This is a genomic window from Bifidobacterium sp. ESL1130 (assembly GCF_058507935.1).
On sequence record NZ_CP196379.1, the window covers coordinates 808,773 to 824,526 of the forward strand.

Here is a 15,754-nt window from a genome sequence, read left to right on the forward strand (position 1 = left end):
GCCAGCGTGCCGGTGGCGGGCATAGGCCATAATGGAAGTTGGTATAGGTTCACAGGCAGCGGTTCTCCCGCAGGTTCGTGGTAGTGGAGGCAGATTGATGAAGCATATTGTGCTCGCAGGTGGTGGTACGGCAGGTCATGTCAACCCGCTGTTGAGTGTGGCTGCCTCGATTGCCAAGCTTGACCCGTCGGCTCAGGTCAGTGTGATTGGCACTGCGGTTGGTCTGGAGCATGATCTTGTGCCTGCTGCCGGCTTTGAGCTCGACGCGGTAGATAAGCTGCCTTTCCCTCGTCGGCTCAACAAGGCGGCACTGCGTTTCCCCTCGCTGTGGCGCAGGGAGCAAGCGCAGGTTCGTGCCATTCTGGAACGGCGTCAGGCCGATGTGGTGGTTGGCTTCGGCGGCTATGCGTCTGCGCCTGCCTACACGGTGGCCCATAAGATGGGTCTGCCGATTGCGGTGCATGAACAGAATGCCAGAGCAGGCATGGCGAACAAGCTGGGCAGCAGATGGGCTTCCTTTATCGGTACGGCATATGTGGGCACCGGTCTGAAGCCGGCACAGGGTGCACGGATGCAACGTGTAGGTTTGCCACTGCGTCCGGCCATCGCAGCGCTGTGCGAATCGTTCGAACACGATAGACGGGCTGCAAGGGTAGAAGCTGCACAGGCTTTGGGCTTGGACCCGACCCGCCCGGTGGTTGTGGTGACCGGAGGGTCGCTGGGAGCGTTGAGCGTCAACCGTGCGGTGGCTGCGGCGGCACCCGAACTGTTGGATGTAGCGCAGGTGGTCCACTTGACCGGTAACGGCAAGGCTGATGAGGTGCGCGCTGCGGTGAGTGGCGTTCTCGGGGAAGGCGCGGTAAACGATCTTGACCCAGCTCATGCCGGGCTCGGTGATTATCATGTGGCACCATACCTTGAGCGTATCGATTTGGCGTTTGCCTGTGCGGATTTGGTGATATGCCGTTCCGGAGCCGGATCGGTCAGTGAACTGACGGCGCTCGGGCTTCCCGCCGTATATGTGCCGCTGCCCATTGGCAATGGCGAACAGCGGTTCAACGCTGAGCCGGTGGTGCAGGCCGGTGGCGGTCTGATGGTGTCTAATGAGGCATTCACTGCCGCTTGGGTGAAACAACATGTTCCCGGCATGCTGGCGGATGTGCAAGCTTTGCATGCCATGGGTAGTCAGGCTTGGGAATACGGCATTCGCAACGCTGCCGATGTCATGGCACAGGAGGTGCTCCGTTTGGCAGGTGAGACTGGTGCCGTAACGCCTGAACGCATCACACTGGTCCCTGCCCAGCAAGGGTTTGACCAGAAAACCCGATTGGAAGATTTGGGACATACCCATTTCATCGGTATCGGCGGCTCTGGCATGAGCGTGCTGGCCGAGATGCTGCACGAGCGTGGCGTCGAGGTAAGCGGTTCCGACCGTGGATCTAACGCAAAGACCAAACGTCTACAGGATCTCGGCATCACAGTGCAGTTCGGCCAGCAGGCCGAGCATGTCTCCGGTGCTCGCACCGTCGTCTATTCCAGCGCCATCAAACCTGACAATCCGGAGATTGTGGCGGCGGCTCAAGCCGGGGCGCACATCGTGCACCGCAGCGATATCCTGGCGTTGCTGATGGACGGTAAACGTGCGGTGAGCGTGGCCGGTGCCCACGGTAAGACCACAACCAGCTCCATGCTGGCGCACATGCTTACCCATGCAGGTCGGGGCAGTCTGTCCGACCCGAGTTACGCGATCGGCGGTTCAATCCAGTCCTTGGACGGCGAGGCCATTGACGGCGGTCATGCCGGCACAGGCGACGTGATGGTGGCTGAATCGGATGAGTCGGACGGCAGCTTCGAAAAGTACCGTCCGGATATCGCCCTGATAACCAACGCGGAAGCTGACCATCTGGATTTTTACGGTGATGCCGATCGCTATCGCAAAGCATTCGTGGAATATGCCGGTCACGCCAAACGCAATGTGGTGATGTCGGTGGACGATGAAGGCGCGCAGGCATTGCTGCGCTCCCTTCCTCGCGAGGTGATTTCGAAGACCATCGCCTACACCACCGAATCGGCAACCACCGCACAGACGTTGCTGCGCGGCACAACGGGCAACGACGAGAACAATGATGCAGGCTTGACGGTAGTTCATATCCTCTTGGACCAAGAGCAGGATGGCACCGGCCGGGAACAGTTCACCGTGGAGCTTCCGGCAGGCTTTGCCGGTTGTGACGGTGATGACGAGAGGCGCGTCGTGGTTGACCTGCAGGTGCCCGGGGCACACAATGCGCGCAATGCCACAGGGGCGATTATCTGCGCTGCGTTGCTGGGCATGGACGTTGACGCTGCGGCACAGTCGCTGTCTGGTTTCATGGGGGCTTCTCGACGATTCGAATCCAAAGGGCGCGCTTATGGAGCAGAAGTAGTCGATGATTACGCCCATCATCCCACTGAGATCCAGGCCTTGCTCACCGCAGCACGCCGCAGGTACCCGCACGCCGCCATTCGCGTGCTGTTCCAGCCACACCTGTTCTCGCGTACCGCGTTCTTCACCCACGAGTTTGCCAGTGCGCTGCGTTTGTCCGACGATGTCATCGTCACTTCGATTTTCCCTGCCCGCGAGCAATCGGCTGATTTCCCCGGTGTGAGTGCTCAAACCTTGGTGGATGAGGTGCAACGGCAACAATCCGAACAGCACGGCGACTATAGTGCATCTGCTGCAGGCTCGCACGCTATAAGTCCGTACGTTGCCGGTACGGAACCTGAACGCGACAAGACAACGGCAAGCACTGCCGGCAAGACGAATATCGCGATGGTCGCCGACATGCGTGAAGGTGCCAAAATGCTCGCCTTGCGGGCGCAGCCAGGAGATGTGCTGCTGACAGTAGGAGCCGGGGATATTACTGACATGGGGTCGGTGATGCTGGCGGTTCTCCAATCGCGTGAACATAGCGGTGGCGTTGCCGCAGAGGCAGGGCATCACGAAGAGGCAGAGCGTCGCCAAGAATCAAAAAGTATCGAACAGGCAGAACGTCGCGAAGAGATACACAATGCCAGTGAGCATGAGGGAGTGCGCTGATGGCGCGCAAGCACCAGCGAACGGCGTCACAGGCACGTGTAGCACAATCTCGCCTGCAGGAGAGCGGAGTCGGTCGAGATCAGCGCCGCAGTGCAACCGCGAAAGATACCGGCAAATCCAAGGGTGAGCGTTCTTCTCGTACGCGCGACTCGGATTCTGTTGCACTTGTGGTGGGGGATTCCTCGTCACGGTCTTCTCAGCCTGCACAGTCCCGTCGTTCTCGCTCAAGTCGTTCGCATTCCTCGTCTTCGAACAGTTCACCAGCCCGGTTGAGCGCTTCGGCACAAGGTCGTTCCAGAACCATCGACTACGGTGAAAGCCAAGGGTTCCCAGACGTTCGTGCCCTTGACGGCGAAGATTTGGTGGCTAAGACCCTCAGCCAGACCTCAGGTCCCTTGGGAGTGGTGTCGCGTCCCAAAGTGGTGGATTTCAACGCTCGTCTCAAGGAGCGCAAGCAGGCGAACCGTAGGCGTGTGATGGTGCGTGTATTTGCCGTACTGGGTGTGCTGGCTGCAATTGCCGCCATGGTGTGGCTGCTCCTGTTTTCACCGGTGTTCATACTTGAGCCTCAAGAAGTCAGTATCGCTGGCAACAATGCTTGGGTAAGCGAGCGTCAGATTACCGCCATCACCAGCAAGCAGACGGGAAAATCGCTGTTTTTGGTGTCGACGGATGATATCGCCGCGCAACTCGATGGTATTCCTGGAGTAACCAAAGCCCAAGTGGACAAGCATTACCCGAAGAGTCTGAGTGTGGAGGTCCATGCCCAGGAGCCTGCGGCGCTGCTCAAAACTCCTGATGGCAAGTCCACGGCTGTGGACGGAGAGGCGCGTGTACTGAATTCGGTCGTCAACACACCCGTTGAAGGTATTCCCGTCATCGAAACCGGCAGTGTGGATGAAGGATTGAAGAATCGTGCAGTGCAGCAGGCATTGAAGATTCTCAACCAGATGCCCAAGCAGATGCGACAGCGAGTTTCAAAGGTTACGGCACAAACGCAGGATTCCGTCACTACGGAAATCGACAACGGTGGGCGTGTGATTGTGTGGGGTGATGCCTCGCAGATCAAGCTCAAGCTGGCAGTGGTCGATAAAATCGTGAACGATCCGACCAAAATAGGGGACAAGCATCAGGTTGATGTGTCGGCACCGTTGCGTCCGATTATCAAGTAGGACATGCATATGAGTGCGGTTGGTGGCAGTCTCTCCTCCCAGCCGCCGTTGCACATGGTGATCAAGTAGACCCCGTGTATAAGGTGCAGTTGGGGCGATCTCGTCTCCCGGCTGTGGCTATGTCTGGTTATCAGGTAGACCGTGTATAAAGTGCGGTTAGTGGGCGCCGTCTCCCAGCCGCCGTTGCATCTGGTTATCAAGTTGACTCGCATACAAGGTGCAGCCGGTAGATGTTTTGTCTCCCAGTTGCGGTTGTGGCCGATCATCAAGAGTCCCGTATGTAAGGTGCGGTAATGGCAATCCTTCTCCCTGCTGCAGTTGCGCCAGATTATCAAGCGTCCCGCGTATAAGGCGGTCCATATGAAAGGCCTATGAGACTGCCTATATGAAATTACCCTTATGAGACTGCTTATACGAGGGCAGTCTCATAATGCTGCGATGCGTGCCAGAGAACTCGAACGCTTTTATTCTCCGCCTTTGAAACCAAGCTGACGCCACGCCTCGTAGATGGCGATCGACGCACAGTTCGTCAGATTGAGCGAGCGCAGGCTCGGGCGCATGGGCAGACGCACCTGCTCGGCCACATGCGGACCGGCCATGATGTCCATCGGGTCGGGAATGTCTCCCGGTTCCGGCCCGAAGAGCAGGATGTCGTCCGGCCTATATTCGACCTCTGTATAGTTTTTGGTGGCATGCGCGGTGAATGCGATGATGCGTGAGTTCGGCATGGAGTTCACCAAGTCGTCAAAGTCAGGGTGCAGCACCACGTGCGCCATGTCGTGGTAATCCAGTCCGGCTCGGCGCAGTTTGGTGTCGCGCAGGTTGAATCCGAGCGGCTCCACCAGATGCAGGATTGTGCCGGTCACGGCGCACAGACGAATGGCGGAACCGGTGTTGCCGGGGATGCGCGGCGAGTAGTAGCACAGGTGAGGGGTGACTGTGGGGGTGGCGGCGGCCTCATGGGCGCTCATCATTGCGTCGGTCACATTGATCGGGTTGCCATGCGCGTCGGTGACCAGCTCGTCGGGCCCGTAGTTCGACTTGCGATAGCCATATTCGTACATATCGCTTACCTTGGCTTGCGGGTCGGTTTGCAGATCGGCTTGCGGTCCTGCCGCAGAGTCCGTCTGTGAATGCACGGTGGCATCGACCTGTTTGCTGTGCGCCGGTTGTACGGCGGAATCTGCTTGTCCACTGTGTGTCGGTTGCATGGAGGTGCCGGCTTGTTCGGCATATTTCGGTTGTATGGCGGTGTCCGTCTGCCCGTCTTGTTTTGAGTGCTGTTCGTTCATGTGCTCAAGTGTCATATCCCCAAAATATCGCCGTGAACCGACAGACTAACGGGTGGATTTACGAACGAACGCAACCAAACCGTCGCTGAGCTCCACTGAGCGTCGTTTCTGTTGCGTTTGTTGGTGAGGTTGCAGCGTTTCCGTCGCTGAAGTGCCACTGAACGTCGGTTTGGTTGCGTTTGTAGGTCGTGTCGCAACGTTTCCGTCACTGATATCGTCTCAGCGTCGTTTCTGTTGCGTTGTTGGTGCTGCTGCGATGCTTCCGTCGTTGGACGTCGATGAGTGTAGACGAGTGTTGTTGGGTGACGGTTTGGTTACGTTTGTTGGTGGTGTCGCAACGTTTCCGTCACTGAGTGCTGCTGAGTGTCGGTTCTGTTGCGTTTGTTGGTGAGGTTGTAGCGTTTCCGTCGTTGAGCGCTGCTGAGTGACGGTTTGGTTACGTTTGTTGATGGTGGCGCAGCGTTTCCGTCGCTAGGAGGGTATCAGCGACGGAAACGCTGCTGCATCATGAGGAGTGAAGATTGGTGTGGCGGTTGCTATGTTGTGGGGCTGGTGTGATCATTGGTGAATCGTGAGATATGACGGTTAATAGTTAGTGGGTCGTGGGATGTGGTGGTTGGCGTCGTGATTGTTTCGTTGTTGGTGTGACGGTTAGTGGGTTGTGAGGTGTGGTGGGTTGTGAGGTTGCTGGGTTGTGGGTTGTGAGGCGTGGATGAGGTGTGGCAGTTGATGCGTTGGTAAGTGCGGTGATGGGGGTGCGCGACCGAGATGGCGGAGTCTGCGCTATTGGACAGATAGCGCTGTTAGCAATTGCACAATATGCCGGCTCTTGTTTGATGTTGTTTGGTGACGACTTACGGCACAATAGGGGTGTGCCCCAGACCAAACCTCAACGAACGCCCCAATCAGTGACTGAGCCACAGCTATCTACTAAATCAGTGGCCCAGCCCCAACCGGCAGCCAAATCAGTGACCAAACCTCAACGAACGGTACCACCGTCATCATTGCGCCACATTCGCACCGGTCTGTTCGCTTGGTGGCAGGAGCATGCGCGTGACCTGCCATGGCGCTTCGGCCGCACAACACCGTGGGGCGTGCTGGTCTCGGAGGTGATGAGTCAGCAGACCCAGATGAGCCGTGTGGTGCCCTACTGGCAGGCATGGATGGAAGTATGGCCCACACCGCAGGCGCTCGCCAAGGCCAGCACAGCCGAAGTGATCACCGCGTGGGGCAAGCTTGGGTATCCGCGTCGTGCGCTGCGATTGCAGGAGTGCGCCCGCGTGGTGAGCGACCAGTATGGCGGGGAGTTGCCGCAGACCTATGACGAACTGGTTTCACTGCCAGGCATCGGCGATTACACAGCCAGCGCAGTGTTGAGTTTCGCGTTCCACCGCAAAGCGGCTGTGGTAGACACCAACATTCGTCGCGTGCTTTCTCGCGTATTCCTGGGCGAGGAATCCTTGGGTGGTTCCGCCACGCCGCGGGAACGGAAACTGGCACAGGAAGTGCTGCCTCGAGATAGGCAGGCAGCCGAGCACGATGATGTTGTGAAAGGTGCTTCACACGGCATGAAGCACCGGCCGAGTTCGTGTACCAGCAATGAGCCGGAAGGCATCGCTAAGCCAGAAGGTACCGTTGACATTACGGAAGATACCTCATATGCAGTGAAGCACCGGCCGAGTTTGTGTACCGGTAATGAGCCGGAAGGCATCGCTAACATTACGGACGACGCCGCGTGCGGTTCGGCCGTCCCCGCGAGCGTGACCTGGAATCAGGCAATCATGGAACTTGGCGCACTGGTGTGCACGGCGAAAAGCCCGATGTGCCAAGAGTGCCCTATCGCCGACTCGTGTGCGTTCCTGGCCGCTGGCAGACCGCACTTGGGGGAGAAACGAACCCGCCCGAGGCAGCGTTTCCAAGGCACTAATCGGCAGGTGCGCGGGAAGATACTCGATGCGCTGAGAGGTTTGGAACAGACGAACGGCACATTGCCTCGCACCAGTGTGGAAGCGCTGTGGGACGACCGGGTGCAGCTCGACCAGTGTGTCGCCTCGCTTGACGAAGACGGCCTTATCGTGATTCATCCGGACCGTTCGCTCAGCCTGCCACGCTGAATTCGTACGCAGCGCTAGACTGGGCAACATGGTTTCGCAATCCCAACATCCTCACCGTCCTCGTTCCAAAGGTCGTGGTAGTTCAATGGCCTCATCGGCAGGTTCCTCCGCACGCACCGGGCAAGAGGGGAAGCGTAAGGGAACGGCGCCCGCGGCGAAGCAGTCCGGTGCTGCGAACCGCTCGGATACGGCAACGCGAAGCATGAACGCCGTGTATTGGCGCCGTCGCATTGTGGTTGTGATAGCGCTTGTGGCGGTGTTGGCAGTGGTGGCGTGGAGTGTATACAGCTTGGGGCGTGGCGTGGTTGCTGCCTCGGCAGTGGCTGACGGGCGCAGGACTTCGACGCTGATACGCGACGCCGTACCCACACCGGATGGTGGTGGCTCGGCTGCGCAGACTTCCGCTCAGGTCAACTCGTCCAAGGCGCCGAAATATTGCAATGCCGACCATGTCACGCTTGAGCTGCAGGCGGATGTGCAGAGCGCACCGTTGGCCGGGTCGGTGAAATTTAATGCCACCGTGCGTCACAAGGGTTCCGGCAGTTGCCTGGTTGACGCGTCCGATGCTTCGCGAGTGCTGACCATCACCTCGGGTGACGACACCGTTTGGCAGTCGAACGTATGCCCGTCAGCTCCGCGCAAGCTGCTCATGGCGAGCGTGTCAGATATGAGCACCGATACTCAGGCCATCGTGTGGAATGCCGACCGCACCGGCACGCAATGCAAGGATGACAGCGTGCTGCCGCGAGTGGACCGTGGCACGTACGTGGCGCAGCTCAGTCTCAAGGACCATCCGCAGATAGTGAGCAACAAGGTTACCGTCAGCATCATTTGAGTTGATTTGAGTTGGGGACCAGGGTAGGTATTGGCCTATCGCAGGATATGTGCTCTGCGCTAGGCAAAAGGACGTTACAGTGCTTGATTGCTGATTACTGATTGTTATTGCCGACACGCTTATTGCGTGTCGTTTCACATCCATGTTCTGCTGCTGGAGAACTGTGTAGTTGAGTTCATAGAAGAATAAACAACAGCGATACCCATGGAGTGAAAACATGAGTAAAACGCAAAGGTGTAGCGCCTGCTGTTCTGTCTTGTGATAACCAATGATGATGAGGTGTACATGGTCAACACGGTGGAGTTGGAACACGTAGATTTTGGATATAAAAAGGATGCTCTGATCTACCGTGATTTGAATCTGTCTTTCGGTGTCGGCTTATATGGTCTGCTTGGGTCGAACGGTGCGGGGAAAACAACGTTGATGAACCTGATTGCCACACTGTCACAGCCTTCAACAGGTGTGGTATCCATCGTGGGCAATACGACAGGGGAGCGCCGCTCAAGGGCGGAAGCCAGAGCACATGTTGGCTATTTGCCGCAGCATTTTGAGATGATGAACGGTTCGACACTGCTGCATAATGTGCGTTATGCCGCCTGGACCCGCGGTTTGAGCGTATCGCAGTCTGATAGGGCCGCACGCCGCGTTATTGCCGAGGTGGGATTGAACGATGAAATCAACAAGAACGTGCGTCAGCTTTCTGGTGGTATGCGCCAGAGGGCGGGCATGGCATGTGCAATGGTGAACCGACCTGACGTGTTGATTTTGGATGAGCCGACGGTGGGACTTGACCCGATACAGCGAGTTGCCGTAAGAGATTTGTTTGACGCTTATGCACAGGAACATACGGTGATTATCAGCACTCACTTGGTTGAGGACCTTGCCGCAATCGCCGGTCGTGTTCTGGTGATCGATCATGGGCGCGTGCTCATGGAAGGTTCCGTGGACGATTTGGCGATGTACGGCAGCGACGACGATGCCACGATGACGGTCTGGGAATCAGGCTATCGCAACCTGATGGAATCCTCACAGGCGCATATATAGATAACGGGGCGCAGTACCGAGACACCGCCCGTATTGAGAAACGGAAGAGAATGGCAACGAAGGCAGCACACGCGCATAGCGGTTCGCGCATGGGAACCGTCCGAACCATGATATGGACGCTGACTCCGGTCAGTGTGATGACGTTGTTCGCTGCAATGCTTGTGTACCCATTGGCATTGTGGCTTTCGTATCGCAGCATGCCGAGTCTGTCGAATCTCACCTTTCAACTGTCGTTTGCGCACATTGTTCCCGATATTGTCGCAGGCATGTTCGCTGCATGGTTCAGCTCTAGAATCTCAAGCAATGGCAGTGTGGTCGGTGCACCTTGGATTGCCGGTGTCCCTCTGCGTCGTAATGCCGTGCCGATGCTCAAGATAGTGTTCCTTGCGGGAGTGTTCTTTGCTGTCTCTGTCGTGCCTATGGTGATGACGTGTGAGGAGATAGGCACCTTCTCTGACATTCCTTGGGCGTTGATTGCGTCCGGTTGCCTTGTAGTGATGAGCATGGCGGCAATGGGATACGTGGTCGGGAGACTGACCGGCAGTCGGTGGTCGACGGTGATTGTTGGTGTCATCGTGGTTGTTGTGGATTGGGTTGGCGTGTTTCTACTGCAATACCCTTTTACCGACTCTGGAGTACAGGCATCTTCTTGGGGTGACAGCAAGGCGCTCGTGTTCCCGATTCTTCCCGGCACGGCAGGGGAGCCTGGCATGAGGTTGTCTTCAGCTGCTCTGATGTGGCAAATATTGTTCCGTGTGGTTCTTATTGCCGTCTGCGTTGCAGCGTGTGTGTGGTATGAGGCATCATGGCGTGAGGGAATTGCCGTTAAAGCTGTCGCATTGGCATCATTCTTAGTGGTTATAGCACTGGTGTCTGTAGGAGTCAGCTCGTTTGGTCCGAAGGTGTGGCGCAGGGCGGAACCATTTACACCGGTATGCGAAAGCGGTGCCAAAGCCAAGATTGCCGTCTGCTCATATCCAAGCGATGCACTCAAACGCAAGCAGTATATGAAGTATGTCGATTCCGTTGCCCAATGGGGCATGGGAAGTGACGTACATGATGATTTTGTTGTGTTGTTGGGCAATGCGTTCGTGCCGGCGACGCGTGGCGGGCAATGGAACGTGGATGGCCGCGGAAACGACATGATTCGCCGACTGGGCTCCAACGTAATCCGATTGGATTCGGACGCTGACGGTCCAGCATCCAATTTCAGCGAGTTCACCAAGCAGTATACCGATGCCATGAATGCCGGTGCTGCTGACAAAGACGCTCCATCGGCGCATGAGCAGCAAGGCACAGACAAGGAGACTCTGGACACTGCGGATCGTATATGTGATTACATCAATGCGGTTCTACCTCAGCGAATGTCTGATTTGGCGGCATATGAGGCCACCGGGGAGTCCACACGAACCTATATCGAGGGATATAGCGGCAAAGACAAAGTACATACCGTTCTGGCCGAGGTGGATGATAGCGGGTTCCGAGCGTTCTACCAGCGTCATCATCAGCAGATTCAACAGCGCACCTTGACGGCTGAAGATGTGCTGCATGACAATATCGCTCAAGAAGTGAAAGATTGATCTATAATCATGGCAAAACATCGTAGACAGCAGGATCGAATGGCGACATTTCCTTTCGCTAATGCACCGCTATGGTTGCAGGGGAGGCATGCTGTTTCCGCGCTGTTTGCGCTGGGTATGGCAATACTGGTTCCGGTACTCAGCATTCTGCTGGGTAAGCGTGATGCCAATCGTTTCCTGGCGTTCGCTGATCAAGTCTGTCTGCCAGCCCTCGGCACGGCGCATAAAGCATTGCGCGGGAATATGGCGAGCGCGTACGTCGGATGTCCTCCGGCAACCCGCGAACAGGCGTTGGTGGTTCCTGTGGCCGAGGTTTTGGCAGTGGTGTTCATGGTGATGAGTTTGGTGTTGCTGTCCTCTTCAATGACCATCTGGGAGAGGTTTACCCAGCGCAGGTTGTGGCTGTATTACATGGCTGCGGCTGTTGCCGCGCAAGCGGTCGCGGTACTGTTCATATGGTGGCTGGGCGGGGCGGCAAGTACATCTTCTCATCGGGAAGCTGTGACGGTGGCATGCGTCAACATCATTATTGACATGGCTCTCATGATACTGGGGATGGCAGCAGCGGGCAGGTTCTACGGATTGGCTGTAGGAACCGTGCTTGTTATTGTCAATATTGCGACGCAGAAACTGCAAGCGAAAACCGGCTTTATGCTGCGCCTGTACACCACTCACGATACCGCTGGGACCGTTTCAGCTCGTGTCATCTTCTGTGTGGCGCTTCTGCTTGCCGTAGTTGCTTCGTTGTTGTGGTCGTTGAGGCGTGGTCAGGGAATCCAAGAGTAATGCTTACACGGTTCTTTACCTTGCAAGAGTACAGGATGGATTAGCGCTTATACCAACTTCGCGCCTTTGTCAAGCCGGATGGGTAAACTGTCGCGATACATGGGGTGTGTCATATTGCGGGCATGCTGCACATGCGAAAGGCCCGCAGAATCTCGCGGTTGTGCAGGCCTTTCGCGCAAGAATTGATTTGATTCAAGCAAGCGATAAGGAACGTCCATTTTGGCTGAACAGAAGCTCAAGACGAACACCACACAAGTCATCGCACGCGCCGACGAGAAGGACATCGCCGCGCACCTGGCCTCGGACCGTGTGAACTTCGGCTCCATCAAAGAGCCCATCGACCCGCCCTACCTCCTCGGGGTTCAGACCGACAGCTTCGACTGGCTCGTCGGCAACGAGCGCTGGAAGAAGCGCGTGGAGAAGGATTTGAAGGACGGCACCAACGTGGTGGCGCACACCTCCGGCCTCGACGAGGTCTTCGAGGAGATTTCCCCGATTGAGAACTTTGCGCAGACCATGAGCCTGACCTTCTCGGAGCCGTACTTCGAGGAGCCGCGCCACACGGTGCAGGAGTGCAAGGAGAAGGACTACACCTACTCCGCTCCGCTCTATGTCAACGCTGAGTTCGAGAACGGTGAGACTGGCGAGATCAAGAGCCAGACCGTCTTCATGGGCGACTTCCCTCTGCAAACCCCTCACGGAACCTTCATCATCGGCGGCACCGAGCGCGTCATCGTCTCGCAGCTCGTGCGTTCCCCGGGCGTCTACTTCAGCCGCGAGGCCGACCGTACGTCCGACAAGGAAGTCTTCGGCGCGAAGATTATCCCAAGCCGTGGTGCCTGGCTTGAGTTCGAGATCGACAAGCGCGACGTGCTCGGCGTGCGCGTGGATCGCAAGCGCAAGCAGTCCGCCATTGTCTTCCTCATGGCCATCGGCATGACCAAGCCTGAGATCAAGAAGGCGTTCAAGGACTACCCGCTGGTGCTTGATGCGCTCGAGAAGGAGCCCATCGAAACTCAGGACGAGGCTCTTGTTGACCTGTACCGCAAGATTCGCCCTGCGGACACTCCGACTGCAGAGGCCGGCCGTCAGCTGCTCGACTCCTTCTACTTCAACACCAAGCGTTATGACTTGGCGCGCGTGGGCCGTTACAAGATCAGCCGCAAGTTGGGTCTGGAAACTGAGGGAGCTGACCGTTCCCTGAGCCAAGACGACATCGTTGCCACCATCAAGTACTTGGTGGCTTTGCACGCCGGCGACAAGACCTTCCCGGGCAAGCGCGATGGCGAAGACGTGGATTTGCGCGTGGAAGTGGACGATATCGATCACTTCGGCAACCGCCGCATCCGCCAGGTGGGCGAACTGGTGCAGAACCAGCTGCGCACCGGCCTGAGCCGTATGGAGCGTGTGGTGCGCGAGCGCATGACCACTCAGGACGCCGAGGCCATCACACCGCAGTCGCTGATTAACATCCGCCCGGTGAACGCCACCATCAAGGAGTTCTTCGGCACCTCTCAGCTCAGCCAGTTCATGGATCAGAACAACCCGCTGTCCGGTGTGACCAACAAGCGCCGTCTCTCCGCTCTGGGCCCCGGCGGCCTGTCGCGTGACCGTGCCTCCATGGAAGTGCGAGACGTGCACCCCTCCCACTTCGGACGTATGTGCCCCATCGAGTCTCCTGAAGGCCCGAACATCGGCCTCATCGGCTCGCTGGCAACGTTCGGCCGTGTCAACCCGTTCGGCTTCATCGAGACCCCGTACCGCAAGGTCGTTGACGGCCACGTCACCGACGAGATTGAGTACATGACCGCCGACCGTGAGTCTGAGCACGTCATCGCTCAGTCCAACCAGGAGCTGGACGAGAACGGCAACTTCGTGGATAAGACCGCCCTGGTGCGTTCCGCCACCGAAGAAGCGGTCGATGTGCCGATCAGCTCCGTGGACTACATGGACGTTTCCCCGCGTCAGATGGTTTCCGTGGGTGCTTCGCTCATTCCGTTCCTTGAGCACGACGAGGGACACCGAGCGCTCATGGGTACCAACATGCAGCGTCAGGCCGTGCCGCTCGTCAAGTCCGAGCGCCCCTTGGTGGGTACCGGTGCCGAATGGCGTACCGCAGTGGATTCCGGCGACACGATTCTGGCCGAGAAGGCTGGCGTGGTCACCTATGTTTCCGCCGACATCATCCGTGTGATGAACGACGACGGCACCACCTCGAGCTACAAGCTGGAGAAGTTCCAGCGTTCCAACCAGACCACCTCCTACAACCAGGTGCCGCTCATCAAGGACGGCGAACGTGTTGAGGTCGGCACGGTGCTGGCTGATGGCCCGGCCACCGAGAAGGGTGAGCTCGCCTTGGGCAAGAATGCGCTGGTCGCCTTCATGCCTTGGAATGGCTACAACTACGAGGACGCCGTGATTATCTCCCAGCGTCTCGTGCAGGACGATACGCTCTCCTCGATCCACATCGAGGAATACGAGATTGACTCCCGTGACACCAAGCTCGGGCCTGAGGAGATCACTCGCGACCTGCCCAACGTGGGCGAGGACGCGGTGGCGAACCTCGACGATCGCGGCATCATCCGCATCGGCGCCGAGGTAGAGGCCGGAGACATTCTGGTTGGCAAGGTAACCCCGAAGGGCGAGACCGAGCTGACCCCAGAGGAGCGCCTGCTGCGCGCCATCTTCGGCGAGAAGAGCCGCGAGGTGCGCGACACCTCTCTGCGTGTGCCTCACGGCGAGTCCGGCACGGTCATCTCCATCAAGGAAGTGACTCGTGAGGATGCCGAGGAGGACGGCGACGAGCTGCCCAGCGGTGTCAACCAGATGATTCGCGTCTACATCGCCCAGCACCGTAAGATCACGGTGGGCGACAAGCTTTCCGGCCGTCACGGCAACAAGGGCTGCATCTCGCGCATCCTGCCCGAAGAGGATATGCCGTTCATGGCGGACGGCACCCCGGTCGACATCATGCTCAACCCCTTGGGCGTGCCGAGCCGAATGAACCTGGGACAGGTGCTCGAGCTGCACTTGGGCTGGATCGCCCACGCAGGCTGGAATATCCAGCTCGATCCAGACCTTGAGGCCGAGTGGAAGAAGCACGTACCGCAAGGCGCCGAGTCCGGCGAGCCGGGCACTCCGGTGGCCACTCCCGTCTTCGACGGTGTGCGTCCCGACGTGATTCAGGGACTGCTCAAGTCCACGCTGCCCAACGCCGACGGCGACAAGCTCGTGGGCGAGGACGGCAAGGCGCAGCTCTTCGACGGCCGCACCGGAGAGCCGTTCCCCAAGCCGATTTCCGTGGGCTACATGTACATGCTCAAGCTGCACCACTTGGTGGACGACAAGATTCACGCTCGTTCCACCGGTCCGTACTCCATGATCACCCAGCAGCCGCTGGGCGGCAAGGCTCAGTTCGGCGGCCAGCGCTTCGGCGAGATGGAGGTGTGGGCACTTGAAGCCTACGGTGCCTCCTACACGCTGCACGAGATGATGACCACCAAGTCCGACGACGTGGACGGTCGCGTGCGTGCTTACGGCGCCATCGTCAAGGGCGATAACCTGCCGCCGGCAGGCATCCCTGAGTCGTTCAAGGTGCTGTTGAAGGAAATGCAGTCGCTGTCGCTGAACGTCGAGGTGCTCAACGCCGAAGGCGTGGCCATCGACATGAAGGACAGTGACGACGACCCCTCGTCGGCCTCCGAAGATCTCGGCTTCAACATCGGCGCCCGCCCGGACACCTCCGCCAAGGAGGATCAGGTTGCGCCTCAGCCGGAATACCAGTAACCCGATTACCGGCCGGCACTGCTAGGGCGGTGCCGGCGGACTTTCGAATAGACAACGAAACACGTATCA

At 58.1% G+C, this 15,754-nt stretch carries 8 protein-coding genes and 2 pseudogenes; 9 read left to right on the plus strand and 1 reads right to left on the minus strand.

From position 1 onward, the window contains the following. Window positions 1–97: 97 nt before the first annotated feature. The 3 genes and pseudogenes from ACSYSO_RS03105 to ACSYSO_RS03115 all read left to right on the plus strand — a co-directional run. Window positions 98–1,252, plus strand: a pseudogene (locus ACSYSO_RS03105) (UDP-N-acetylglucosamine--N-acetylmuramyl-(pentapeptide) pyrophosphoryl-undecaprenol N-acetylglucosamine transferase); the annotation flags it as partial. Further along, window positions 1,226–2,959 (plus strand): annotated as a pseudogene (gene murC, locus ACSYSO_RS03110) (UDP-N-acetylmuramate--L-alanine ligase); the annotation flags it as partial. The pseudogenes ACSYSO_RS03105 and murC, both read left to right, overlap by 27 nt. Before the next feature lie 116 nt (window positions 2,960–3,075). Further along, a complete protein-coding gene (locus ACSYSO_RS03115) occupies window positions 3,076–4,248 on the plus strand; it encodes a cell division protein FtsQ/DivIB (protein ID WP_491701983.1) in 1,173 nt (390 codons plus the stop codon). A gap of 464 nt (window positions 4,249–4,712) precedes the next feature. On the opposite strand, the gene ACSYSO_RS03120 is transcribed toward ACSYSO_RS03115, so the two are convergent. Next, window positions 4,713–5,312: a tRNA (cytidine(34)-2'-O)-methyltransferase gene (locus ACSYSO_RS03120; protein WP_489798948.1), complete on the minus strand. Its 600-nt coding sequence runs from the start codon at window positions 5,310–5,312 to the stop codon at window positions 4,713–4,715. Between the two features lie 1,232 nt (window positions 5,313–6,544). Between ACSYSO_RS03120 and ACSYSO_RS03125 the strand changes: the two genes are divergently transcribed. The 6 genes from ACSYSO_RS03125 (at window position 6,545) to rpoB (ending at window position 15,685) form a co-directional block, all read left to right on the plus strand. After that, on the plus strand, window positions 6,545–7,654 hold the full coding sequence (locus ACSYSO_RS03125; protein WP_489798946.1) for an HhH-GPD family protein: 1,110 nt from the start codon (window positions 6,545–6,547) through the stop codon (window positions 7,652–7,654). An 85-nt stretch (window positions 7,655–7,739) separates the two neighbouring features. Next, window positions 7,740–8,489 carry a hypothetical protein gene (locus tag ACSYSO_RS03130; protein ID WP_489798686.1) on the plus strand — a complete coding sequence of 250 codons (750 nt, stop codon included), beginning with the start codon at window positions 7,740–7,742 and terminating at the stop codon, window positions 8,487–8,489. A 285-nt stretch (window positions 8,490–8,774) separates the two neighbouring features. Further along, the gene (locus ACSYSO_RS03135) at window positions 8,775–9,533 is read left to right on the plus strand and encodes an ABC transporter ATP-binding protein (RefSeq protein ID WP_489798684.1); all 759 of its coding nucleotides are present in this window, start codon (window positions 8,775–8,777) and stop codon (window positions 9,531–9,533) included. 50 nt (window positions 9,534–9,583) lie between these two features. Beyond that, window positions 9,584–11,113, plus strand: a complete 1,530-nt coding sequence (locus ACSYSO_RS03140) for a hypothetical protein (RefSeq protein WP_491701984.1) — start codon at window positions 9,584–9,586, stop codon at window positions 11,111–11,113. Between the two features lie 39 nt (window positions 11,114–11,152). Beyond that, window positions 11,153–11,899: a hypothetical protein gene (locus ACSYSO_RS03145; RefSeq protein WP_489798680.1), complete on the plus strand. Its 747-nt coding sequence runs from the start codon at window positions 11,153–11,155 to the stop codon at window positions 11,897–11,899. Between the two features lie 219 nt (window positions 11,900–12,118). Beyond that, the gene (gene rpoB / locus ACSYSO_RS03150) at window positions 12,119–15,685 is read left to right on the plus strand and encodes a DNA-directed RNA polymerase subunit beta (protein WP_489798678.1); all 3,567 of its coding nucleotides are present in this window, start codon (window positions 12,119–12,121) and stop codon (window positions 15,683–15,685) included. The last annotated feature ends 69 nt before the right edge of the window (window positions 15,686–15,754 follow it).

Coding starts and splice junctions, on each gene's coding strand:
- ACSYSO_RS03115 (WP_491701983.1), top strand. CDS start 3,076: ATGGCGCGCAAGCACCAGCGAACGGCGTCACAGGCACGTGTAGCACAA.
- ACSYSO_RS03120 (WP_489798948.1), bottom strand. CDS start 5,312: ATGTACGAATATGGCTATCGCAAGTCGAACTACGGGCCCGACGAGCTG.
- ACSYSO_RS03130 (WP_489798686.1), top strand. CDS start 7,740: ATGGCCTCATCGGCAGGTTCCTCCGCACGCACCGGGCAAGAGGGGAAG.
- ACSYSO_RS03135 (WP_489798684.1), top strand. CDS start 8,775: ATGGTCAACACGGTGGAGTTGGAACACGTAGATTTTGGATATAAAAAG.
- ACSYSO_RS03140 (WP_491701984.1), top strand. CDS start 9,584: ATGGCAACGAAGGCAGCACACGCGCATAGCGGTTCGCGCATGGGAACC.
- ACSYSO_RS03145 (WP_489798680.1), top strand. CDS start 11,153: ATGGCGACATTTCCTTTCGCTAATGCACCGCTATGGTTGCAGGGGAGG.